This is a genomic window from Phocaeicola acetigenes, assembly GCF_027529745.1.
Taxonomy (GTDB): domain Bacteria; phylum Bacteroidota; class Bacteroidia; order Bacteroidales; family Bacteroidaceae; genus Phocaeicola; species Phocaeicola acetigenes.
This window is the reverse complement of record NZ_JAPZVM010000006.1, coordinates 66,114-91,764: the sequence shown is the minus strand read 5'-3', so window position 1 is coordinate 91,764 and position 25,651 is coordinate 66,114. Positions and strand designations below refer to the sequence as shown.

At 43.0% G+C, this 25,651-nt stretch carries 20 protein-coding genes; 14 read left to right on the top strand and 6 right to left on the bottom strand.

Going from position 1 to position 25,651, the window contains the following annotated elements; translation table 11 throughout:
- The first annotated feature begins 60 nt into the window (after positions 1 to 60).
- Entirely contained in the window at positions 61 to 420 is a 360-nt protein-coding gene (locus tag O6P32_RS08690; protein WP_269878031.1) for a DUF3244 domain-containing protein, read from the top strand.
- Positions 421 to 430: 10 nt separating this feature from the next.
- A complete protein-coding gene (locus tag O6P32_RS08685) occupies positions 431 to 778 on the top strand; it encodes a hypothetical protein (protein ID WP_178265726.1) in 348 nt (115 codons plus the stop codon).
- A 270-nt stretch (positions 779 to 1,048) separates the two neighbouring features.
- On the opposite strand, the gene O6P32_RS08680 is transcribed toward O6P32_RS08685, so the two are convergent.
- Genes O6P32_RS08680 through O6P32_RS08670 form a run of 3 tightly spaced genes read right to left on the bottom strand, consistent with a single transcriptional unit; the run spans position 1,049 to position 4,282 of the window.
- A complete protein-coding gene (locus tag O6P32_RS08680) occupies positions 1,049 to 1,474 on the bottom strand; it encodes a SufE family protein (protein ID WP_178265727.1) in 426 nt (141 codons plus the stop codon).
- Between the two features lie 13 nt (positions 1,475 to 1,487).
- Positions 1,488 to 2,489 carry a M20 family metallopeptidase gene (locus O6P32_RS08675; RefSeq protein WP_178267247.1) on the bottom strand — a complete coding sequence of 334 codons (1,002 nt, stop codon included), beginning with the start codon at positions 2,487 to 2,489 and terminating at the stop codon, positions 1,488 to 1,490.
- A gap of 11 nt (positions 2,490 to 2,500) precedes the next feature.
- Complete coding sequence (locus tag O6P32_RS08670) at positions 2,501 to 4,282, bottom strand: gamma-glutamyl-gamma-aminobutyrate hydrolase family protein (protein ID WP_269878030.1); 1,782 nt, start codon at positions 4,280 to 4,282, stop codon at positions 2,501 to 2,503.
- 80 nt (positions 4,283 to 4,362) lie between these two features.
- On the opposite strand from O6P32_RS08670, the gene O6P32_RS08665 reads away from it, so the two are divergent.
- Positions 4,363 to 5,283: a phosphate acyltransferase gene (locus O6P32_RS08665; RefSeq protein ID WP_178267245.1), complete on the top strand. Its 921-nt coding sequence runs from the start codon at positions 4,363 to 4,365 to the stop codon at positions 5,281 to 5,283.
- 5 nt (positions 5,284 to 5,288) lie between these two features.
- Positions 5,289 to 6,347 (top strand): butyrate kinase, encoded by a 1,059-nt coding sequence (buk, locus tag O6P32_RS08660; RefSeq protein WP_178267244.1) that lies wholly within the window; start codon positions 5,289 to 5,291, stop codon positions 6,345 to 6,347.
- A gap of 372 nt (positions 6,348 to 6,719) precedes the next feature.
- On the opposite strand, the gene O6P32_RS08655 is transcribed toward buk, so the two are convergent.
- From O6P32_RS08655 to O6P32_RS08645, 3 genes are all read right to left on the bottom strand, one after another.
- Positions 6,720 to 7,622: an alkaline phosphatase gene (locus tag O6P32_RS08655; protein ID WP_269878029.1), complete on the bottom strand. Its 903-nt coding sequence runs from the start codon at positions 7,620 to 7,622 to the stop codon at positions 6,720 to 6,722.
- A gap of 99 nt (positions 7,623 to 7,721) precedes the next feature.
- A complete protein-coding gene (locus tag O6P32_RS08650) occupies positions 7,722 to 8,045 on the bottom strand; it encodes a DUF4491 family protein (RefSeq protein WP_269878028.1) in 324 nt (107 codons plus the stop codon).
- Positions 8,045 to 8,512 carry an Lrp/AsnC family transcriptional regulator gene (locus O6P32_RS08645; RefSeq protein ID WP_178267241.1) on the bottom strand — a complete coding sequence of 156 codons (468 nt, stop codon included), beginning with the start codon at positions 8,510 to 8,512 and terminating at the stop codon, positions 8,045 to 8,047. Before O6P32_RS08645 ends, O6P32_RS08650 begins: the two co-directional genes overlap by 1 nt.
- Positions 8,513 to 8,792: 280 nt before the next feature.
- On the opposite strand from O6P32_RS08645, the gene rimP reads away from it, so the two are divergent.
- The 10 genes from rimP (at position 8,793) to O6P32_RS08595 (ending at position 25,646) form a co-directional block, all read left to right on the top strand.
- Complete coding sequence (gene rimP / locus O6P32_RS08640) at positions 8,793 to 9,260, top strand: ribosome assembly cofactor RimP (RefSeq protein ID WP_178267240.1); 468 nt, start codon at positions 8,793 to 8,795, stop codon at positions 9,258 to 9,260.
- A 2-nt stretch (positions 9,261 to 9,262) separates the two neighbouring features.
- Positions 9,263 to 10,519: a transcription termination factor NusA gene (gene nusA / locus O6P32_RS08635; protein ID WP_178267239.1), complete on the top strand. Its 1,257-nt coding sequence runs from the start codon at positions 9,263 to 9,265 to the stop codon at positions 10,517 to 10,519.
- A 93-nt stretch (positions 10,520 to 10,612) separates the two neighbouring features.
- Positions 10,613 to 13,585 (top strand): translation initiation factor IF-2, encoded by a 2,973-nt coding sequence (gene infB, locus O6P32_RS08630; RefSeq protein WP_269878027.1) that lies wholly within the window; start codon positions 10,613 to 10,615, stop codon positions 13,583 to 13,585.
- Positions 13,586 to 13,701: 116 nt separating this feature from the next.
- Complete coding sequence (locus tag O6P32_RS08625; RefSeq protein ID WP_178267237.1) at positions 13,702 to 14,238, top strand: CvpA family protein; 537 nt, start codon at positions 13,702 to 13,704, stop codon at positions 14,236 to 14,238.
- Positions 14,211 to 15,662 carry a Fe-S cluster assembly protein SufB gene (sufB, locus tag O6P32_RS08620; RefSeq protein ID WP_178267236.1) on the top strand — a complete coding sequence of 484 codons (1,452 nt, stop codon included), beginning with the start codon at positions 14,211 to 14,213 and terminating at the stop codon, positions 15,660 to 15,662. The genes O6P32_RS08625 and sufB overlap by 28 nt, the downstream gene beginning before the upstream one ends.
- A 22-nt stretch (positions 15,663 to 15,684) precedes the next feature.
- Positions 15,685 to 16,437, top strand: coding sequence for a Fe-S cluster assembly ATPase SufC (gene sufC, locus O6P32_RS08615; RefSeq protein ID WP_178267235.1), 753 nt, complete (start codon positions 15,685 to 15,687; stop codon positions 16,435 to 16,437).
- 2 nt (positions 16,438 to 16,439) lie between these two features.
- Positions 16,440 to 17,783 (top strand): Fe-S cluster assembly protein SufD, encoded by a 1,344-nt coding sequence (gene sufD / locus O6P32_RS08610; protein ID WP_269878025.1) that lies wholly within the window; start codon positions 16,440 to 16,442, stop codon positions 17,781 to 17,783.
- Between the two features lie 30 nt (positions 17,784 to 17,813).
- Complete coding sequence (locus O6P32_RS08605; RefSeq protein WP_269878024.1) at positions 17,814 to 19,031, top strand: aminotransferase class V-fold PLP-dependent enzyme; 1,218 nt, start codon at positions 17,814 to 17,816, stop codon at positions 19,029 to 19,031.
- A 49-nt stretch (positions 19,032 to 19,080) separates the two neighbouring features.
- Positions 19,081 to 22,251 (top strand): glycoside hydrolase family 2 TIM barrel-domain containing protein, encoded by a 3,171-nt coding sequence (locus tag O6P32_RS08600; protein WP_269878023.1) that lies wholly within the window; start codon positions 19,081 to 19,083, stop codon positions 22,249 to 22,251.
- 458 nt (positions 22,252 to 22,709) lie between these two features.
- On the top strand, positions 22,710 to 25,646 hold the full coding sequence (locus O6P32_RS08595) for a TonB-dependent receptor (protein WP_269878021.1): 2,937 nt from the start codon (positions 22,710 to 22,712) through the stop codon (positions 25,644 to 25,646).
- Positions 25,647 to 25,651 lie beyond the last annotated feature (5 nt).

Here is a 25,651-nt window from a genome sequence, read left to right as displayed (position 1 = left end):
TTGCATTACTACCTACCTATACATAACTTTGTATCATACCAAAATCATAATATAAATGCCATGAAGAAAATATTTTTACTACAGACCATCTCCTTATTACTTATATCAAGTAATATTTATGCTCAGGAAAAAATATCTTTAACATTGAGCAACAAAAAGCCTTCTAACGCCCAAAGTCAGATTCCCATTGATGTTTCAATAGAAGAAACAACAATCATGATTCTGTTTAAGGAAAACTCCACTTACCAAGTAATCGTAAAAGGAGAAGTAGGCATTGTATATCAAAAACTTCTTACAGCTACTACCGCAGAAACTATTCGTATCGAATTACTCCCATATAAGGAGGGGAATTACAGCATCCTCTTCTACGATATGGAAGGAAACGAAATAGAAGGAAACTTTTTGACACCAATCGAATAAATAAGTAATCATGATACAAGAGAAAATATACAGCTTTATTGATATTTTGCTTTCAATTGCACTATGCCTTGCTTGCATATATGGAACAATAGAAAGCATCTGTCATCAAGAGTGGTTACTGACCGTCATCATGGGACTCTCTGCAATCAGCACCCTATACGGAGTGTTTACATGGAAAAAGAATAAAGAACCTTTCATGCAAGCAGAAGTATATATGCTCACCATTGCCACTGCAATCTGGTGGATATTTTTCTTTTACATGAATGGATACCCTTCGCTCACAACTGTATGTATTGTAAGCAGTATACAGACATTATACCAATGGCTACTCATCAAACAAAGAAGAAATGCGACATAAAAGTCAGATAAGGTAAGATTTTGGTTCATGCATTTTTACAGACTAATTCAAGAATTAAAAACCTCGCTATTGCAGTGGCGAAGTCTCGTCATTGCAGGGACGAGGGCGCGTCATTGCAGGGGCGAGGGTTTCGGATAAAGGATTGATACGCCAAGGAACGGCTAAGACAGGCATAAAAAACAGTTCGGGAAAAGAACCGGAATATGCTTCCGCCTCTCTTCCCGAACCATTGTTTCCTGTCGCTTCCCGCAGGGAAAAAGTCCGTCTGCCTCAGGCATTCTTTGCCTTAAATGCCAACGCATACATACGCATCTGCTTCACCATTGCCAGCAGACCATTACTACGGGTAGGCGACAAATGTTCTTTCAGACCGATTTTTTCAATAAAATACAAATCGCTGTTCAATATTTCATCGGGAGTATGCCCTGATACCACTTTAATCAGTAAGGTTACAATACCTTTTACAATCAAAGCATCACTCTCTGCCTGAAATATAATTTTTCCATCCACCAAGTCAGCCTGCAACCATACACGGCTCTGACATCCATCTATCAGATTTTGTTCTGTTTTATATTTCGGATCGAGTGGTTCCTGTTCATTACCCAAATCAATGAGCAACTGATACTTATCCATCCAGTCTTCAAAATCGCTGAATTCCTCGATTACCTCGTCTTGCAGTTCGTTAATTGTCTTCATATCTTTTATTTTTTTATTTTTCATTATAAATCACCGTCATCACAGTCTGACCTACAGCCTGCAAAGTAGCCTTGTCAATATGTTCCATATTATCTTTCAGTGTATGCCAGGTATGATTAAAACCAGTATCACTGTTCGGATCGAAATCGATGACATCGACACACGGAATCTGGCGGAACCGATGTACATACATGTGATCATCGGTAATATGTCCTCCATCTTTCTTTACAAAATAATTTCCATAACCGATTCGGTGCGCTGCATCCCATATCTTCTGCATGGCGGTATGAGCCGTATTTTTGGAATAGGCCTCGTAATAGAACGATGCATTCTTACCTCCTACCATATCGAGCAAAATACCAAAGCGAGCCTTGTAGTCGGGTACATGCGGAATACGTCCCCAATATTGTGAACCCAAACACCAAGTATCGCTGCGATGGGTACCTTCATAGAAATCAGGTGTTCCATAATCTTCCGCATCGAAGAATACAATATCAACCCCAATAGCCGGTGCTTGCTTCTGCAACTGACGGGCTATTTCCAGCAAAACACCTACCCCACTGGCTCCATCGTTTGCCCCATCGATAGGAGTACGGTGATGCTTTGCCTCATCTTCATCGGCATACGGACGTGTATCCCAATGTGCACAAAGCAAAACTCGCTTTTTCGATTCCGGGTTATAAGCCCCAATAATATTACGGGCCTTCAGCATTGTGCCATCGTACGCCATCAAGTCGGCATACTGATTATACACTTTCGCCCCAAATCCAGCCAACTTATCTGCCAGATAATCGCCACAAGCCTTATGAGGAGCCGAATTCGGCACACGTGTACCAAAAGCCACCTGCTTTTCTACATAAGCATAAGCACTGTCAGCATTGAAAGCCGGAGCCTGCACAAAGGCCTGTTCTTCCGTCTGTTCTTCCTGTTTGGCTTTGTTGTTACTACTGCCACACGCCACACATGCACATGCCAGCAAACACACTCCTCCTATATTTCTAATCAGTCTTTTCATTTCCGTTATCTTTAATGATTACAGCTGCAAAGGTAGCTGTTTTTCTGCACTTCTTCCATCACCCGCAGGAAGTTTCCTCCCCAAAGCAGACGAATTGCCTCTTCATCATAACGCTCCAACAAGAAGCGCCGTGTCAGATTAATCAGTTCCGACGAATCATTGCACCCTATAATACCTCCATCGCCATCGAAATCGGTTCCGATGCCCACATGTTCTATGCCCATCACACTGACCATGTGATTGATATGTTCAATTGCATCCTCAATCGTAGCCGGAGCATCCTGACGCAGGAATCCGCTATACAGACAAACTTGCACTACACCACCTTTGTCGGCAATAGCCTTGAGTTGTGCATCAGTCAGATTACGAGGATGATCGCACAGTGCTCGTGCAGAAGAGTGAGAACAAACTACCGGCTGCGCACTGATATCCAACGTATCATAGAAAGTCCGTTCACCGGCATGCGACAAATCAACCATCATGCCTACCCGATTCATCTCCCGGATGACCTGCTCACCGAAAGCGCTAACGCCCAGATTCTCTTCATTATAACGTGCCGAACCGCAGATATCATTGTTTCCATTATGGCACAATGTCATATATACCACCCCTCTTTGGCGGAAACGTTCCACATTACTTAAATCTTTACCAATGGCATATCCATTTTCTATACCCAGCATAATCGCCTTCTTTCCTGCTTGCTTCAAACGATACAAGTCGGCCGGAGTATAAGCAATGTCTACGGCCGTGCAGTTCATGGCCACCATACGCTCTATCTCGTTCAGCAAGCGGTCTGCCTTGGCAGTTGCAGCCAGCAAAGCTTCTTCTGTACGTTCTTTCTGCGCCAGATAAGCAACCATAATGGTGGCATCCTGACGTCCTTCGGTCATTTTATGCAAATCGACCTTGATTTTAGGGTCACGAGATGCAAAATTAATTTGCTGACCAAAGAACATGGGTGTATCACAATGGGTATCGAGAGTCAGCAAACGGCTGTGCAAGCGTTTTGCCCTACGGTAAGAATGAGCCTCACGTACCAGCCAGTCGAATATCGGCATCATGTATTCATCCCCATTCAAGATGAAACATTCGGGATGCCACTGTACTCCCAGCATCGACTTATATTCGGTACTTTCAATTGCTTCAATCACTCCATCGGGAGCATAAGCCGAAACACGAAAACCGGGTGCCGGCTCCTTGACCGCCTGATGATGGAACGAATTGACAGCAACAGTAAGAGTATTCAGCACATCCGACAATAATGATTCGGGGACAATCTGAACAGTATGCGAAGCGTAAGCCCGGTCAAGTTTCTGACTATGTTTGACAGACTCTCCCTCCCGCTGCGCATAAATGTCCTGATAAAGGGTTCCCCCCATTGCTGCTGTCATCACCTGCATACCCCGGCAAATACCTAATATAGGAAGTTGGCGATTTGCTGCCAGACGTACCAGCAATAACTCCTGACGGTCGCGATGGGGATTAATGTCCTGCAATTCGCGTATCGGCTCCTCGCCCACATACAACGGATTCAAATCGGCACCACCACTCAATAAAACGGCATCAAGCGTATCGAGCAAACCGATCAAAGCATCGGTATCTTCTGTTGGAGGAATCACAACAGGAATACCTCCCGCCCGAAGAACTGAAGTATAATAGCCCGGGGCCAGCATCAAATTACCCTCACTGAAATTCGCCGTAATACCTATCAAAGGAGCATCGGCATGATTGGGAAAGCGACTATGTAGCGCCTTATAGTCCGCTTCAATATCGAAGTTTTGAAACGTTTTCATAAGTTAAATCTTTCTTAGAAGTGAAACAAAGATAGAGATAAATCCAGATTATTTTCCCATATTTGAAAAAAATCTAATATATGGAACCAATCCGATCACTCAGCCAATTAGTGAATGTATTGCGCTCTCGCTGTATCCGCCGCAGAGTGGCAGTAGTTTGCCCCAATGACCCTCATACAGAATATGTCATTATCCGAAGTCTGCGTGAAGAGATTGCGTCTTATCTATTGGTAACCGATGAGAACCACCGGACTATAGCCGACCGTCTGCATGCCGCCTCTCCGGACTTCGTCCGTGTATATACCGCACCCACGCCTGACGAAGCTGCTGCACTGGCCGTAGAGTTGGTACGAACAGGCGAAGCCGACATTCTAATGAAAGGGCTTATCAATACAGACAATCTGCTTCGTGCCGTACTTAAGAAAGGAAAAGGATTACTGCCCGAAGGAGGAATACTCAGCCATGTTTCCCTTGCACAAATCCCCTTATATCATAAGTTGCTTTTCTTTTCGGACGCAGCAGTTATTCCACGTCCTTCTCTGGAGCAATTCCGCGCCATGATAAAGTCGGATACGCAAATCTGCCATCGTTTAGGACACGAGCAACCCCGCATCGCACTGATTCACTGTTCCGAGAAAACCAATGAAAAATTTCCGCATACATTAAGTTATGCACAACTGAAAGAAGAAGCTCTACAAGGAAGGTTAGGAAAGATTTTCATAGACGGACCAATGGACGCAAAGACAGCCTGCGACAGACACAGTGGAGAAATAAAAGGACTCAGTTCTCCTGTTGTGGGAAATGCAGATATTTTAATCTTCCCCAATATCGAATCCGGAAATACTTTTTACAAAACCTTATCGCTGTTTGGAGATGCAAATATGGCGGGCATGCTTACAGGAACCATTGCCCCTGTAGTTGTTCCATCGCGTAGCGATTCGGGTAATTCAAAATTTTACAGCCTGGCATTGGCTTGCCTTGCCGGCAATCAAAACGACTGACTGTTATGAAAATACTTGTAATCAACCCAGGGTCTACTTCTACCAAACTGGCTGTATACGAAGACAGCACACAGGTTTGGAAAGAGAGTGTCTATCATTCTGCCGAAGAACTGGCTCCCTATCATCACATCAACGAACAGTACGAATACCGGAAAGAGCATGTATATACAGCACTTGCCAAGGCCGGAATATCCCTTCACTTCGATGCCATCATAGCTCGTGGAGGTCTCCTTAAGCCTATTCCGGGAGGAGTATACCGCATCAATGAACGTATCAAGCATGACCTTTGGAATGCCAATATGGAACATGCTTCCAATCTGGCAGCACTCATTGCTGATGACATTGCCTCTCACTCCGGATGCCCTTCTTTTATTGCCGACCCTGTAGTCACTGACGAGTTGCGCGACATTGCACGACTGACCGGTATTCCGGAGGTTCCAAGAATCTCCATCTTTCATGCTTTAAACAGCCGGGCAGTTTCAAGACAATATGCAGCCAGCATTCACAAAAAATACGAAGAGCTGAATCTGATTGTAGTGCATTTGGGAGGAGGAATTTCGGTCAGTGCGCATCACTTCGGAAAGGTAATTGATGTAAACAATGCATTGAATGGAGAAGGTCCGTTCAGCCCGGAACGGGCAGGTACAGTTCCGGCACGTCAGCTGGTAGACCTTTGTTTCAGCGGCAAATATAAATACGAAGAAATACGGAAAATGCTGAACGGCAAAGGAGGATTACTTGCTCATTTAGGAACCACAGATGTACCCACCATCGTGCGATGGGCACATGCCGGAAATAAAAAACATAAGCTTGTATTGGATGCCATGATTTACACGGTAGCCAAACAGGTAGGTGCCATGCATGTAGCCCTGGAATGTCAAACCGATGCCATCATCCTGACAGGCGGTATCGCACACTGCCAATATTGCACCGATTTACTCACGCAATGGATTCATAAGCTGGCTCCGGTCATCATTATCCCCGGAGAAGACGAAATGGGAGCATTGGCCATGAATGCACTAGGAGTATTACACAAAGAACTCCCATTACAAGAATATTTATAAAAGACACGAGACTATTTCAAAACAGATTTGAGATAGTCTCGTATCTTTTTAGTCCTCTGCATTTATCTCTAAGATATTAAGATTTTCCCCGATTCAATGTACTTGTACTTGCAGAAAACAAATCCATTATCATAGACATAAATGCTTGATTCTATTCACTGACTTCATACGACGTCGTCGGCTGCAAAACCAACCACGTTGGCTGCAAAGCCAACACCGGCGGCTGCACAATCAACGACGGCGATTAAAACTTCCGACGTCCATCACTGTTTTCCGATTCCTGTTACATGATACGCTCCTTAAGAAAAGACAAAGGCCATCTCAAGTTTATCTGAGACAGCCTTTATTAAACGTCAAACTTACTCCAACTCTTTATTTAAAAACTTGCGTCATGGGGCGTCCTACCCAAACTTGAGGCTGTTTTACCCCGAAAATATATGCAATAATAGAAGCTGTATCATATTGCATCATACTTTCTTCAAACTCGCCCCCTCTTTTCACATTTTTTCCTGCAATGATAAAAGGAGTTTCCATTTCCTCCAAAGTAATTCCTCCATGCCCAGTCTTAATTCCTCCATGATCGGACGTCATCATAATAATCGTATCCTCCCACATCCCGGCATCTTTTACAGCCTGCATAATACGTCCGGCATAACTGTCCAGTTCCTTCAATTTGTCGTAGTAAGATGGAGTATCATGTCCTGCATCATGTCCCGTATGGTCTAACTGGTCAAAACATACCGCAATAAAATGGGGACGTTCGGCCTTAATATATTGTTCGGCCATTTCGCAAAGCAAAGTCGGATGATTCGCATAATCAGGAGCAAGAGCGTGATGAGAAACAGCCAAAGAATCTATCAGATATTTAATCCCATCCCACTCATACAAACAAGCTGTTTTCAGTTCCGGTTTCTGTTCTTGCAAGATAGAAAAAATCGTAGGGAATACGCCATGTTTATTCAAGACTCTGGAGGGAATTTCCGGAGTCTTGGAACCCCATTGAGTATATCCGTGAATCTCCGTAGCAGCTCCATTAAACATCGAAGCCCAATTTATTGCACTTGAAGAAGGTAACACGCTGCGTTTCTTCAATGTATAACAGCCCTCGGCCATCAATTGGCTGATATGAGGAATATCTTTCGCCTTCGGAACACTGTAAGCTCCCCATCCATCTAAAGCAATCAATACTACATGCTTGGCTTTCGGCTTTTCCGCATACAAAACCTGACTGATTCCTATCAAAAGGAAACAAATAAAAACAAATGTCTTTTTCATAAAATAATAGATTCAGTTTGGATAATTTCAATTCTATAGCTCCATAAAACAAAAAACCTGAGATACATTTCTGAACCTCAGATTTTTCGTTTTATAAACTCATTGATTTGTTTCATAATCATGCTTTCGCTTGGGATTCATCGGGAACCATCCTTTCAACACACGTTGCCGCTGTTCGAACAACTCCTTAATCGTCCAAAACGAAGAGAAAGAAAAAACTCCTAACAAAGATGACACCAGCAAATTTTGAATAATAATTGAACCTGCCATTCCCATCAGGCCTAACACCAAAAACACCCACCAACAACGAGTGCCCCAATGATACTCTGCTTTTACTACAACAGGATGGAATAAACCGATGATCAGGAAAGTGCATATTCCTATTACCACACCTCCTAAATGACAGGATACAAGCCAGTCCATTATTTCTGTTCTTTAAGAATAGGAATTTCTTTCTTAATACTCTGCTCCAACGAAATCAGTGTTTCTGTAGCAGTTACCCCTGGAATTTCCTGTATCTTTGAGTTCAACAACTCCATCAGATGTTCGTTGTCTGTAGAGTACAATTTGGTAAGCATGGTATACGGACCAGTAGTAAAGTGACATTCCACAATTTCCGGAATCTTTTCCAATTCAGCAACCACACTTTTATACATAGAACCTTTTTCCAGCTTAATACCTACATAAGTACAAGTACTGTATCCCAGGCTTTTGGGGTTTACATGGTATCCTGAACCAACGATTACATTCAGATCTATCAAACGCTGTACACGCTGATGAATAGCTGCACGCGACACACCACATTCTTCCGCTACATCTTTAAATGGAATACGGGCATTCTGAGAAATAATTTCCAGAATCTGCTTGTCAAGATTATCAATTTTCTCCATAAGCAATCTTATTATATCATTTTGTAAGCAAATATAGGAAAACTTTTTTACTAATATCCCCTTTTAGCATAAAAAACATATTTTTATAAGACATCTAGTCCAAATTTCTAAAAAAAGTGCAGAATTCCAAGACCATTTTACATAAAAACTAAATTTTCTTAAACAGGAAATAAATTCCCTATAATTTTGCAATACATTATATTATTTATATCTTTGCAGCGAAATGGATGAAAGGTGGAGGGGCGATTAGCTCCTTTTTTTGTTCTTATATAGTTAATGCATGATAGATAAAAATGTTGTTACCCGAATAGTTAACGAATGGCTGGAGGGAAAAGATTATTTTCTGGTCGATATTACAGTAAGTCCAGATGATAAAATCGTTGTTGAGATAGACCATGCAGAAGGTGTATGGATCGACGATTGTGTGGAATTAAGTCGATACATAGAATCGAAATTGAACCGGGAAGAGGAAGATTACGAATTAGAGGTAGGATCTGCCGGTATCGGACAACCATTCAAGGTTCTAAAACAATACCTGATTCATATCGGAACCGATGTGGAAGTATTGGCTAAAGATGGTAAAAAATACGTTGGAGTATTGAGCGACGCCAACGAAGAAAACTTTACGATTACTGTCGAAACAAAAATCAAGCCGGAAGGAGCCAAACGCCCCAAACTGGTAGAGCAAGATATTACTTTTACATACGAAGAAATAAAATATACCAAATACTTAATTAGCTTTAAATAATTATGGCGAAAAAAGAGGAAACTGTCAGTTTAATTGACACATTTTCGGAATTTAAGGAGTTAAAAAACATCGATCGCACAACAATGGTTAGCGTATTGGAAGAGTCTTTCCGCAGTGTGATTGCAAAAATGTTTGGTACAGACGAAAATTATGACGTAATCGTAAATCCGGATAAAGGCGATTTCGAAATATGGCGTAATCGAGAAGTAGTAGCAGATGATGAATTAACTAATCCGAATGCACAAATCTCGTTAACAGAAGCTCGTAAAATAGACAGCTCATACGAGGTAGGCGAAGAAGTAACAGATGAAGTTATATTCGAAAAATTTGGTCGCCGTGCAATTCTGAATCTTCGCCAGACATTAGCTTCCAAGATTTTGGAACTGGAAAAAGACAGTTTATACAACAAATACATAGACAAAGTTGGAACTGTCATCAGTGCAGAAGTATACCAGATCTGGAAAAAGGAAATCTTGCTGCTGGATGATGAAGGCAATGAACTGTTATTGCCCAAAACAGAACAGATTCCGAGTGACTTCTACCGCAAAGGCGAAACAGCTCGTGCTGTCGTAGCTCGCGTTGACAACAAAAACAACAATCCTAAGATTATATTGAGCCGTACTTCTCCAATGTTCCTCCAGCGCTTGTTCGAGCAGGAAGTTCCGGAGATCAACGACGGATTGATTACAATTAAAAAGATTGCCCGCATTCCGGGAGAACGTGCGAAGATTGCAGTAGAATCTTACGACGAACGTATCGATCCGGTAGGTGCTTGCGTAGGTGTAAAAGGTTCTCGTATACATGGTATTGTACGTGAATTGCGTAACGAGAATATCGATGTAATCAATTATACATCAAACATCCAGCTGTTTATACAGCGTGCCTTAAGTCCGGCAAAAGTTTCTTCTATCGTAATGCACGAAGAAGAAAAGAAAGCAGAAGTATATTTGAAACCGGAAGAAGTATCTTTGGCTATCGGTAAAGGTGGTCTTAATATTAAGCTGGCAAGTATGCTGACTGAATACACAATTGATGTATACAGAGAATTGGACGAAAATGCAATGGATGAAGACATCTATTTGGATGAATTCAAAGATGAAATCGATGAATGGGTAATCAATGCCATCAAGAGTATCGGTATTGATACTGCAAAAGGTGTATTGAATGCTCCACGTGAAATGCTGATAGAAAAAGCAGATTTGGAAGAAAACACAGTGGACGATGTGCTGAAGATTTTAAAAGCAGAGTTTGAAGAATAGTTTACAGAAACCGGCAAAAACATCGTTCATTGGTGAACAACAGTCGTGAGTAGTAACTTTTTTCAGAACTCTATTAAAAAATTAGATAAACGTATGACGATTAGACTAAATAAAGTAACACGAGATTTAAATGTAGGAATCACCACGGTAGTAGACTTTTTACAAAAAAAAGGATATACTATTGAAGCGAATCCGAATACTAAAATTACTGATGAACAGTATGCTGTACTTGTAAAAGAGTTCAGTAAAGATAAAGATTTAAAAATAGAGTCTGAAAAAATTATTCAGGAACGACAGAATAAAGAACGCAACAAAGCCTCTGTTTCTATTGAAGATCTTCAACCGGAAACAAAAAAGCCTGAAGTAATAGAGACTGTTGTTCCGGATGATGTACGTCCTAAATTCAAACCTGTCGGTAAAATTGATTTAGAAAGCTTCAACAAAAAGAAGACGAAACCAGTTGCTACCGAACCTGCTAAAGACGAAGATGTTCATTCTACAGTAGATTCTGCAATCGCAGAAAAACCTGCTGTAACAGAACAGGCTACCCCTAAATTTGATAATATTCAACAAAATAATACAGAAGCAGTCAATAATACGATTACACCATCAAAAGCGGAAGACGTAAACTCAACGACCACTTCTAATGAAACAGTTAAACCGGATACAAAAGAAGAAGATTTGAAACAAGAGGTAATGGAGGAGAAAAAAGAAACCCCAGAAGTACACAATGTGCAGCTTGAGAAAGAAGACGATGTATTTAAAATTCGTCCTACTGAATTTAAATCCAAAATCAATGTAGTGGGACAAATTGACTTGGCTGCACTGAATCAGTCGACACGTCCGAAAAAGAAGACCAAAGAAGAAAAACGTAAAGAGCGAGAAGAAAAGGATAAACAGCGTCAGGAGCAGCGCAAACAAATGAAAGATGCTATCATCAAAGAAATTCGTAAAACGGATGAAAAGGGTGATAGATCTGACTCTGATGATGCTTCAAAGAAAAAGAAACGCAACCGGATTAACAAAGAACGTATTGACATCAATGCTGTAAATACTTCTAACAATGGTGCAGCACGTAATGATCGCGCTAATAAAGGCAATGTTCAGAATACGAACAAACACGCAAATAAAGATCGCTTTAAGAAACCGGTTATCAAGCAAGAAGTTAGCGACGAAGATGTAGCTAAGCAGGTAAAAGAAACTTTAGCACGACTTACTAATAAAGGTAAGAATAAAGCAGCTAAATACCGTAAAGAAAAACGTGAATCTATCCAGAACCGCCAATTGGAACAGGAGGAACTGGAACAGGAAGAAAGCAAGATATTGAAGCTTACCGAGTTTGTGACTGCAAACGAGTTGGCCAACATGATGGACATCTCTGTAACACAAGTTATCTCTACTTGTATGAGTGTCGGTATCATGGTTTCTATCAACCAGCGTCTGGATGCAGAAACAATCAATCTGGTAGCAGAAGAATTTGGATACAAAACTGAATATGTCAGCGCAGAAGTAGCTCAGGCTATCGAAGAAGAAGCTGATGCAGAAGAAGATTTGCAGCCACGTGCTCCGATTGTAACAGTAATGGGACACGTTGACCACGGTAAAACATCTCTGTTGGACTATATCCGTAAAGCAAACGTAATTGCAGGAGAGGCTGGTGGTATTACCCAGCACATCGGTGCATACAATGTGAAACTGGAAGATGGACGTAAGATTACTTTCCTCGATACTCCGGGACACGAAGCATTTACAGCGATGCGTGCTCGTGGTGCTAAGGTTACCGACGTAGTAATTATTATTGTAGCAGCCGACGACAATGTCATGCCTCAGACCAAGGAAGCTATCAACCATGCTATGGCTGCAGGAGTGCCTATTGTATTTGCAATTAACAAAGTTGATAAGCCTAACGCCAATCCGGACAAGATTAAGGAAGAATTGGCTGCGATGAACTTCCTTGTTGAAGAATGGGGAGGTAAATATCAGTCACAAGATATTTCTGCAAAAAAAGGTACTGGTGTACCAGAATTGCTGGAAAAAGTATTGCTGGAAGCAGAAATGTTGGATTTGAAAGCTAATCCAAACCGTAAAGCAACAGGTTCTATCATTGAATCGTCTTTGGATAAGGGACGTGGATATGTAGCAACTGTACTGGTATCGAACGGAACTCTTCACGTAGGAGACATCGTATTGGCAGGTACATACTATGGTAAGGTAAAAGCTATGTTCAACGAACGTAACCAACGTCTGAAAGAAGCAGGACCGGCAGAACCTGTATTGATTCTGGGATTGAACGGAGCACCTGCAGCAGGTGATACATTCCATGTATTCGATACCGATCAGGAAGCACGTGAAATTGCCAACAAGCGTGAGCAGTTGCAACGTGAGCAAGGATTGCGTACTCAGAAAATGCTTACTCTGGATGAAGTGGGCCGCCGCTTAGCTTTGGGTGACTTCCATGAATTGAACGTAATCGTCAAAGGTGACGTAGACGGTTCTGTAGAAGCCTTGAGTGACTCGTTGATTAAGTTGTCAACAGAACAGATTCAGGTTAATGTAATCCATAAAGGTGTGGGTCAGATCTCTGAATCGGATGTTTCTTTGGCTGCAGCTTCAGATGCTATCATCGTTGGTTTCCAGGTACGCCCATCAAGCAATGCAGCTAAACTGGCAGAACAGGAAGGTGTAGATATCCGCAAATACTCTATCATCTACGATGCTATTGAAGAAGTAAAAGCTGCAATGGAAGGTATGTTGGCTCCGACATTGAAAGAACAGGTAACAGCTACTATCGAAGTGCGTGAAGTCTTCAACATCAGCAAAGTAGGTATGGTTGCTGGTGCTATGGTAAAAACTGGTAAGGTTAAACGTTCGGATAAGGCTCGTCTGATTCGTGATGGTATCGTTGTATTTACCGGTTCAATCAATGCTTTGAAACGCTTCAAAGACGATGTAAAAGAAGTTGGAACAAACTTCGAATGCGGTATCAGTCTGACAAACTGCAATGATTTGAAAGTAGGCGACATTATTGAAACTTACGAGGAAATTGAAGTAAAACAGACTTTATAAGCTAATTATATTTATCTAAATAATGTCATCCTGAGCTTAGCGAAGGATCTGCTAATGCCGTTTGGATGTATGCAGTTCTATTACGCACTCAGAATGACATTATTTTTATTAATAAAATGACAACTCTCGACTTTGCAATTATAGGTATTATATTCATCGGAGCAATACTAGGCTTTACCAAAGGATTCATAAAACAACTGTCGTCTATTGTCGGGCTCATAGCCGGATTACTTCTGGCACGTGCCTTGTTTGCTTCTGTTGGAGAAAAACTGGCGGTTGAACTGGGAACCTCTGTTTCTATTGGACAAACAATAGCATTTTTTCTAATCTGGTTAGTAGTGCCTTTAACTATCTCTTTATTGGCTTCCATGTTATCACAAGCTGTAGAAGCCATTCATCTTGGCTTTATAAACAGATGGTTGGGAGCCGGACTGGGTGTCATTAAATTTGCTCTGCTTACAAGCATGATTGTTTATTTCATAGAATACATTGATTCTAAAGATAACTTAATTCAGTCAACCACAAAGAGCAAATCATTGTTATATTATCCGATAAAAGATTTCTCCGGAATATTTATTCCTAAAATTAAAAGTGTAACCAAACAACTAATAGATACTGATATTATATGCTACAAGAACCCAATAAATATGTGAAAGAACTCACTCAGGAGAAGTATAAATACGGCTTCACGACTGACGTTCACACAGATATTATCGAAAAGGGACTGAATGAAGATGTGGTACGGCTTATATCAGCCAAAAAAGGAGAACCGGAATGGTTGCTCGAATTCCGACTTAAAGCATATCGCTATTGGCAAACATTGGAAATGCCGACATGGGCACATCTGAATATCCCGGAAATAGACTATCAGGCTATTTCATATTACGCAGACCCAACAAAGAAAAAGGAAGGGCCCAAAAACTTAGATGAGGTTGATCCTGAATTATTAAAGACATTCAACAAACTGGGTATTCCTTTGGAAGAGCAAATGGCACTGAGTGGAATGGCAGTAGATGCTGTCATGGATTCTGTCTCGGTAAAGACTACCTTCAAAGAAACACTGATGGAAAAAGGTATTATCTTCTGTTCCATGAGTGAAGCTGTACGCGAACATCCTGACTTGGTAAAAAAATATCTTGGTTCTGTAGTAGGATACCGAGACAACTTTTTTGCTGCATTAAACTCTGCAGTGTTTAGCGACGGCTCGTTTGTATATATTCCAAAAGGGGTACGTTGTCCGATGGAACTTTCTACTTACTTCCGAATCAATGCAGCCAATACCGGACAATTTGAACGTACACTGATTGTAGCAGATGACGACAGTTACGTATCATACCTGGAAGGATGTACTGCACCTATGCGCGATGAGAACCAGCTGCATGCTGCTATCGTTGAAATTGTTGTATTAGACCGTGCTGAGGTGAAATACTCTACTGTGCAAAACTGGTATCCGGGAGATGCTGAAGGAAAAGGAGGAGTATACAACTTCGTAACAAAACGAGGAAACTGTAAAGGGGTAGACAGTAAACTGTCATGGACACAGGTTGAAACTGGTTCTGCCATTACATGGAAATATCCAAGCTGTATTCTAAGTGGTGACAATTCGACTGCTGAATTCTATTCTGTAGCGGTAACCAACAATTATCAACAAGCCGATACAGGTACAAAGATGATACACTTAGGAAAGAACACACGTTCTACAATTGTCAGCAAAGGTATCAGTGCCGGAAAAAGCCAGAATTCATACAGAGGCTTGGTTCGTGTGGCAGAAAAAGCAGAAAATGCACGCAACTACAGCCAGTGCGACTCTCTCCTGCTGGGAAGCCAGTGTGGAGCACACACCTTCCCCTACATGGATATTCACAATGATACTGCCATTGTAGAACATGAAGCAACCACGTCCAAGATTTCAGAAGATCAGGTATTCTACTGCAATCAGCGTGGTATATCAACGGAAGATGCTATCGGACTTATCGTCAATGGCTATGCTAAAGAAGTAATTAACAAGCTGCCCATGGAGTTTGCCGTAGAAGCGCAAAAATTACTCTCCATCTCATTGGAAGGCAGTGTAGGATAATATTAACGAAGAAACAACACGTATGTTAGAAATAAAAGATTTACATGCCACAATCAATGGCAAAGAAATTCTGAAAGGAATCAATTTAACGGTAAAAGCAGGTGAAGTACATGCCATCATGGGTCCTAATGGTTCTGGTAAAAGTACATTAAGCAACGTACTGGTAGGACACCCGGCCTATGAAGTAACAAAAGGAAGTGTGACTTTCGACGGAAAAGACCTTCTTGCTTTAAGCGCAGAAGACAGAAGCCACGAAGGCTTGTTTCTGTCCTTCCAGTATCCGGTAGAAATTCCGGGAGTAAGCATGGTCAACTTTATGCGCGCTGCCGTAAACGAACAGCGCAAATATAAAGGACTTCCGGCTTTATCTGCCAGCGAATTCTTAAAACTCATGCGCCAAAAGCGTGAAATCGTAGAGCTGGACAGTAAATTGGCCAATCGTTCTGTAAACGAAGGTTTCTCGGGAGGTGAAAAGAAAAGAAATGAAATATTCCAGATGGCCATGCTGGAACCTAAACTCAGCATCCTCGACGAAACCGATTCAGGCTTGGACATTGATGCACTGCGTATTGTTGCAGAAGGAGTAAACAAGCTCAAAACTCCTGAAACAAGCTGTATTGTCATCACTCATTACCAGCGTTTGTTGGATTACATCAAGCCCGATATCGTACACGTACTCTATAAAGGAAGAATTGTAAAAACAGCAGGTCCGGAACTGGCTTTGGAACTGGAAGAAAAAGGCTACGACTGGATAAAAAAAGAATTGGGAGAATAAGCATGAAAGCAGAACAACAATATATTGATCTCTTCTCTCAATGTGAAGCCCTTATCTGCAAAAACAGTACAGAAGTACTCAACGCTCCCCGCGCAAAGGCTTTTGCTGATTTTGAGCAGGCTGGTTTCCCCACAACGAAGCAAGAGAAATATAAATATACAGAAGTTAGCAAGTACTTTGCCCCCGATTATGGTTTGAATCTCAAACGACTGGAATTTCCGATCAATCCGTATGAAGTATTCAAATGCGATGTGCCCAACATGAGTACATCCTTATACTTCGTGGTAAATGATACTTTCTACCAGTATACACAACCTACCGGACATCTTCCGGAAGGAGTGATTTTCGGCAGTTTAAAAGACGTTGCAACCAAACAGCCGGAGTTAGTCAAGAAGTACTACGGCAAACTGGCTGACACATCGAAAGATGGGGTGGTAGCATTCAACACCATGTTTGCACAGGACGGTGTATTCATGTATATACCGAAAAATGTCATTGTTGACAAACCCATCCAGTTAGTCAACATCCTCCGTGCAGATATCGACACAATGGTCAACCGCCGTGTTGTCATCGTACTGGAAGATGGGGCACAAGCCAAACTGCTTGTATGCGACCATGCTATGGATGAAGTTAATTTCCTTTCTACCCAAGTCGTAGAAGTCTTTGTTGGCGAAAATGCCGTATTCGACTTATACGAACTGGAAGAAACTCATAATAGCACAGTACGCTTCAGTAATCTGTATGTAAACCAGGAGGCGAACAGCAATGTTTTACTCAATGGTATGACACTCCATAACGGTACAACCCGCAATACAACAGAGGTTACACTCTCCGGCCGTGGAGCTGAAATCAATCTGTGCGGTATGGCTATTGCCGATAAAAATGAACAGGTAGACAACCATACTTTTATCGACCACAAGGTTTCAGATTGTACCAGCAATGAGTTGTTCAAATACGTATTGGACGATCAGGCAGTTGGTGCCTTTGCAGGCAAAGTGCTGGTACGTGAAGGTGCACAACACACCTCTTCACAACAAACGAACCGTAACATTTGTGCGACCAAAGAAGCCCGTATGTATACACAACCACAGCTGGAGATCTATGCAGATGATGTAAAATGCTCACACGGTGCTACCGTAGGTCAGCTCGATGAAAATGCATTGTTCTATATGCAACAACGTGGAATCAGCCTGAAGGAAGCACGCTTGTTGCTGATGTTTGCTTTTGTCAACGAAGTCATCGACAACATCCGCATGGAAGCTCTTCGCGACCGTCTTCACCTGTTGGTTGAAAAACGTTTCCGCGGCGAACTGAACAAATGCCAAGGTTGTGCCATCTGTAAATAAATCTGTTTTGACACAAAGAAAAAGTCTGATATGTACGACATACAAAAAATAAGAGAAGATTTTCCTATACTGTCACGCACAGTATACGGCAAACCTCTAATCTACTTAGACAACGGGGCTACAACACAAAAGCCCCGTTGCGTAGTAGAATCAATTACAGACGAATATTATTCCGTCAATTCCAACGTACACCGGGGAGTTCACTTCCTTTCCCAGCAGGCTACAAATCTGCACGAAGCTTCCCGAGAAACAGTACGTAAGTTTATCAATGCACGTTCCACTTCCGAAATCATTTTTACCAGAGGTACTACCGAAAGTATAAACCTCGTAGCATCATCGTTTACCGACAGCCAGATGCAAGAAGGAGACGAAGTGATTGTATCGGTCATGGAGCACCACAGCAACATCGTATCCTGGCAGTTGCAGGCAGCCCGAAAAGGAATCAAGCTGAAAGTCATCCCGATGAACGATCAGGGAGAATTGTTATTGGACGAATACGAAAAACTGTTTTCTCCGCGTACCAAACTGGTTTCCGTAGCTCATGTATCCAACGTATTGGGAACCATCAATCCGGTAAAAGAAATCACAGCCATTGCACATGCACATCAGGTACCCGTACTTATCGATGGGGCACAAAGTATTCCCCACATGAAAATCGACGTACAGGATATCGATGCCGACTTCTATGTATTCAGTGGTCATAAAATATATGCGCCTACCGGAATTGGTGTACTCTACGGAAAAGAAAACTGGCTCGACAAGCTCCCTCCCTATCAGGGTGGAGGAGAAATGATTCAGAATGTGAGTTTTGAAAAGACTACATTCAACGAACTTCCTTTCAAATTCGAAGCCGGAACTCCCGACTACATCGGTACCACTGCCCTGGCCAAAGCATTAGACTATGTTTCTGCCATCGGGATGGACAATATAGCTGCACATGAACATGAATTAACTATTTATGCCATGCAGCGTTTGAAAGAAATTCCCGGAATGCGTATCTTTGGCGAAGCAAAACACAAAGGAGGAGTTATTTCTTTCCTTGTCGGAGATATACATCACTTCGACATGGGAACATTACTCGACCGTTTAGGCATTGCTGTCCGTACCGGACATCATTGTGCCGAACCGCTGATGCACCGCTTAGGTATCGAAGGTACGGTTCGTGCCTCATTGGGATTATACAACACCAAAGAGGAAATCGATGCACTGGTAGCAGGCATAGAGAGAGTACGCAAAATGTTTGGATAAGTAATACACTCCAACCTTTGTTACTAATATTCACTTTTTAATTTATCCTATGAAGAAGCATTTATTCTGGAAAAAAAAGGTTACTGCTTTCAGTTTACTTTTAGCAGGCCTCAGCTCCCTTGTCCATGTACAGGCACAAGAAGCAACACGCAACTATTGGGAAGATGAAACCCGCTTTGAAGAGAATAAAGAAGCAGGACATGCTACCTATATTCCTTATACTTCTACCGCTTCCATGAAAGCGGACAAATATTACGAATTTCCATGGGAAACTCCTACCAAGGCAGCCTATCTGTCGCTCAACGGAGTATGGAAATTCCATTTCGTAGACGAACCGTCCAAACGTCCCACCGATTTCTACAAGAAAGGATATGATGTATCCAAATGGGATAACATTGAAGTTCCGTCAAACTGGGAAATGAAAGGATACGACCATCCTCTTTACGTCAATGTAGACTATCCGTTCAAAGACAATCCTCCTTATATCCAGATGCGCGATGAATTTAAAGGACAATATGGTGAAAATCCGGTAGGTTCTTATCAACGCACTTTCATGTTGCCTGCAGGATGGGATAAGAAACGTACTTTCCTTCACTTCGGAGGTATTTACAGTGCAGCCTTTGTATGGGTGAACGGAGAATACGTAGGTTACACACAAGGAGCCAACAACGACCACGAGTTCGACATCACTCCTTATGTGAAGAAAGGCAACAACAACGTATCTGTACAGGTATTCCGCTTCAGCGACGGCAGTTATCTGGAAGGACAGGATATGTTCCACATGAGCGGTATCTACCGTGATGTTTATCTGTTCTCTACTCCGAAGACATTCGTACGCGACCACTATATCACCAGCACACTGAACGAAGCTGATCATTATACATCGGGGACTTTCAATGTAGCACTGGACATCGACAACCGCGACGGTAAAGCAGACGAAAAAACTATCGAAGCTGAGTTGCTCGATCCGAAAGGCAAGACCGTTGCTACCTTCTCACAGAATGTACAGTTCAAAAAAGGTGAAAAGCAGCAACAGATTGAGTTCAAGAAAGAAGGTTTGAAAGACCTGAAACTTTGGACTGCTGAAACTCCGGAACTCTATACCGTGATTGTGCGTCAGAAAGACAAAAAAGGCAAGGAAGAATCGGTATTCTCTACCAAATACGGATTCCGTCATATCGAAATCAAGAATAGTGTGGTACTTGTAAACGGCAAGAAAGTCTTGTTCAAAGGAGTAAACACACAAGATACACACCCCGAACTGGGTCGTGCCATTGATGTACCTATGATGCTGAAAGACATTCTGATGATGAAACGTAATAATGTCAACACCGTACGTACCAGCCACTATCCACGACAGGCTAAAATGTATGCCATGTTCGATTACTACGGACTTTACGTGATGGACGAAGCCGATGTAGAGTGCCACTTGAATTGGGCTAACCACAGCGGTGACAAGCAGCAAGAATGTATCTCCAGCCAGGAATCATGGAAACCAATGTATATCGACCGTACTGTACGTATGGTATACCGCGACCGTAACCATCCGTCTGTATTCTTCTGGTCATTGGGTAATGAGGCCTCTCCTGGTTCCAACTTCTATGCTACTTACGATGCAGTCCGCAAACTGGACAATCGCTACATCCACTACGAAGGATACCATAACGGATTTGGCGATGCCCCCAGCGACTTCGTATCGGTAATGTATCCTACACTGGAATGGATGGTATACAATTCGGATGCCAACCATAACGGTAAACCGACTTTCATGTGTGAATATGCACACTGTATGGGTAATGCCTTGGGTAACTTCAAGGAATACTGGGACATGATTGAACGCAGTAAGAGTGCCATCGGTGGCTGTATCTGGGACTGGGTAGACCAGGCTATCTACGATCCGGCAGAATTGAAGTCAGGTAAAATCAAGACTGGTCTGCACAGTGGTTACGATTATCCGGGACCTCATCAGGGTAACTTTGTGAACAACGGTGTGATTACTGCCGACCGTCACGAAACTCCGAAGTTGAATGAAATGAAACATGTATACCAATACATCAAATTCTCCAACTTCAACCCTGCTACTCAGACGCTGAGTCTGACAAACAAATACGATTTCACTAACCTCGACCAGTTCACTCTTTCGTATACAGTACTGAAAGACGGTAAACCGGTAGAAAGTGTACAAAACATAGCTATCCCTGCTACTGCTCCCGACCAGTCTGTTCAGATTGCGGCTCCGGTGAAAGCATTGGAAGCTGGAAGCGAATACTTCATCACTTTCGAAGTAAAACAGAAAGAAGATACACGTTGGGCAAAAGCCGGCCACATTGTAGCATCCAACCAGTTCTGTCTGCAGGAACGCCCGGCTATACTGAAAGCAGTAGAAGTAAGCAGCAAGGCACAGCCACTCAAAGTAGAAGAAACAGCTACAGCTTATACCATTTCCAACAATGTAGTAAAAATGGTATTCGACAAGAAATCTTCTCTGCTCACTGAGTATACATACGGTACCATGGCAGTATTGGCGCCCAACGGTGGATTCGTATACGATAACTTCCGCTGGATTGAAAACGATACCAACACAGACAAAGACAGCAAAGTAAAAGATGCAGTTCCTACCGTAAAAGCTTCGGAAGACGGCAAATCGGTAGTTGTTACCGCTTCACGCGATGCGCTTTGTCCTTACACACTGCAATACACCATCTATGCCAACGGAACAGTAGATGTAAAAGCGACATTCATGCCGGGTCAGGAAGGACTTCGCCGTATCGGTCTGAAAGCCCTCTTTGCCGAAGGTCTTGAAAATGTATCTTACTATGCACGCGGTCCTTGGGAAAACTACAGCGACCGTAAGATGGGTTCTTACTTCGGACGTTACGAAACAACCGTAAGCGACATGCAGGAAGAATACATGCACCCGCAGACCAGCGGCAACCGCGAAGACTTGCGCGAACTGGTGTTCACCAACAAGCAGCATAAGGGTATCCGTATCGAAACAGAAGGACAGGTAGGTTTCTCTCTGTTGCATCACGACGATGTCACCATGTCTGAAACCCGTCACCAGTGGGATTTGAAACCGCTGAAAGAAACTGTAGCCCACTTCGACTATATGCAACGTGGTGTAGGTAACGGAAGTTGTGGTCCGCAAACCATCGAAAAATACTGGTGTCCGTCAAGCGGTATCTACTCATACACTTTGCGCATCAGTCCGGTAAAATAATCATCATTTAAATACATTTATGAAGGCTGTCTCAAATCACTTTGAGACGGCCTTTTTTGTATCCGGATATTCCATCCCCAGCAATGCAGACAGAAAAGACTGAAGTTTGAAGCCGATACCTCTTGACAAACATATCATGTATATCATGCAACAAGAATAGAAAGGTAGCGACAGGCATGGAAGGCTTTAATCGCCGTCGTCGATTATAAAATCACCGCTGTTGGCTGTACAGCCGACGACGTCGTTCGCGCAGCCGACGTCGCCGAATTGAACGAACGAATAAGATCCTAAACTTATATCCATGGCAATGAGTTTATCCATTCTTTTTCATATGAATAAACCTATTACCGGGACTTTTTTATCCTTCCCCCTATCCCAATAAATACCAACAAATGGTGATTGTACCGCAACTATGCTTCCCGTAATTTTGCACCGGATTTCAAACAGGTATAAGGTATATGCGATATTTTCTGGTAGTTTTCTTGGCATGTATAAGCATTTTCTGTAAGGCGCAAACCATCACAGTAACTGGGCGTATTTTGGAAAGCAGTTCCAAGTCGCCCATCGAGTTTGCTACCGTATGGGTAGAAGCAACCGGTTCGGGTGCCATCAGCGACAAAGACGGGCACTTCCGTCTGGAACACATACCAGCATCAAACACCAAACTCACCATCAGTTGCCTGGGATATGCTACCCAGACCTACCTTATCCGCTCTTCCAAAGATAAAAACCCGACTATCTACTTAAAAGAAGCCACACTGGCACTCGACGAAGTCACTGTAACCGCCCGCCGGAAAGCAGACGATGCAACCACAGCCTATACCATCGACCGCACCGTATTAGACCATCTTCAGTCTATCAGCGTGGCCGATGCCATCAGCATGCTCCCGGGCGAACGTACCAGTACTACATACAAACTAACCGAATCACAAAGCATTGCCATACGCGGAGGAAACAGCAGCGAGTTGGGTAATTCCTCCTTCGGTACAGCCATAGAAGTAGACGGAGTACGTCTTTCCGGCAATGCCACACAAGGCATGTCGGGCACCGATTTAAGAAACATTGGAAGCAACCATATCGAAAGTATCGAAGTCATAACCGGAGTTCCTTCGGTAGAATATGGCGACATAACCAACGGGATGGTTAAAGTAAAAACATTCAAAGGAAAAACCCCATTCCTGTTCGAAGCCAGTGCTCGTCCTCATACACAGGTCTATTCTTTGAGCAAAGGCTTCGACCTGGGTGCACACCGGGGAATGCTCAACACCTCTTACGAGCGTGCCCGTTCGGTATCCGATCTGGCTTCTCCCTATACCTCATACGTACGCAATGCACTCACGCTGAAATATTCGAATACCTTCCTTACTGCCCGTCACAAGCAGGTGGATTTCGATGTCAACCTCAGTGGAAACATCGGAGGGCTCAATTCCGAATCCGATCCCGATGCATTCAATAACACGTACCAGAAGTCGCGCGACAACGCTCTTCGGGGAAGCATCTCGGCCACGTATCTCGCCAACTCAGCCTGGTTGTCCAATTTAAGTGCCGGTCTTTCTTTCTCGTACACCGACAAGCTGTCCGAAGTACGTACCCGCCAGTCCATGGCTTCTACCTACCCCTCCATCCACTCCATGGAAGAAGGTTATTTTGTAGGAGAAAAATACGAAGACAATCCCAACGCCGACATTACCCTCCTTCCCGTAGGGTACTGGTATCAGACAGCATTTACAGACAGTAAACCTCTTACATACAATGCCTATCTCAAGGCCAGATGGGCACACCGTTTCGGGAAAATAAGCAACAACCTTCTTCTTGGAGGAGAATTGAAAGGAGACGGAAATTCAGGAGAAGGAGTCTACTACGAAAACAGACTGACTACCTCCGACTGGCGTGAATACCGCTATAGCGAACTTCCCTTTACCCACAACCTCGCCTTGTATGCCGAGAATGAAATAAAGGTACAGTTCCCCGCCTCGCGCCTCAGTGTAAAGTTCGGACTACGCTCGGATATGACCTTCATCAAAGAATCGGCCTACGGTACCGTAAGCAGTCTTTCTCCCCGACTCAACACCAGCTATACCTTTGCAGAACAGAAAGACAGCTGGTTGCAGGGAATTACCTTGCGTGCCGGATGGGGAAAAGCTGTCAAACTCCCCTCTTTCGACATTCTTTACCCACGCACCACCTACCGCGACCGTCTGGCATTTGCAGCCACCACCACTACCGATGGCACTGCCTACTATGCCTACTACACCCACCCCAGCAGTCTGCAATACAACAAAGACCTGAAGTGGCAATACAACATCATGCGCGAAGTAGGCATTGACGCACGCTTCAAAGGTGTAAAGGCCTCTGTATCGTTTTATTACAACACGATGAATCATCCTTACGCCTCGAACGGGAAAACAATCTATACCCCCATGGAGTATAAGTTTACCGACCAGTCGGCTCTTGAATCGTGTCCGATTCCTGCTGATGACAGAGTGTATCAGATAGACCGTACAACCGGTATTGTAACCGTAAGCGACAAGACTGGTACCTACCCCTCGCAGCAGTTGGACTATACAGTCATGAACGACTGGGAGACTGCTTCCATCAGCTTCAACACATCTTCTTCCAGCCGCATGGGAGTAGAATGGGTATTGGATTTCGATAAAATCAAAGCCTTGAATACATCCATCCGTCTCGACGGTAAATACTACCGCTACAAAGGCATTGACGAAGAATTATACCAGTCGTCCAGCTCACTTCGCTCGGCCGACGGACAACCTTATCAGTATGTAGGCTATTACGTGGGAGGGACAGGAAACTACAATGGAATGATTACCAAGCAGCTGAACACCAATCTTACCATTACGACCCACATACCTAAAATAAGAATGATTTTCTCCCTCCGTGTAGAAGGAACATTCATCAACTCCCGCCAGAACCTGAGCGAATACAGCGGAGGTACCCGAAGCTATATTCTGGATGACAGAGACAGTAATCTGCCTTCTGCTTCGGGCGGAAACATCTACGAAGGCGATCACTATGTGGCTACCTACCCGCTTTATTACGTAAGCAGGGATGACATCCACAACCTGAAGCCTTTCATGGAAACCTATCTTTGGGCTGCACAGAACGATACCCAGCTGTACAATGAACTGAGCAAACTGGTCATGAAAAGCAATTCCGGATATACGTTCAAGGAATGGAAGTATTCTCCTTACTTTTCCGCCAATCTGAATGTCACAAAAGAAATCGGCAAACACATGACCGTATCGTTTTATGCCAATAATTTTTTCGATACCATGCGAAAAATCAAATCATATCATACCGGTACCGACGTCAGTCTTTTCGGCTCCGGATATGTACCGACTTTCAACTATGGCATTACACTGAAACTGAAATTATAAACATT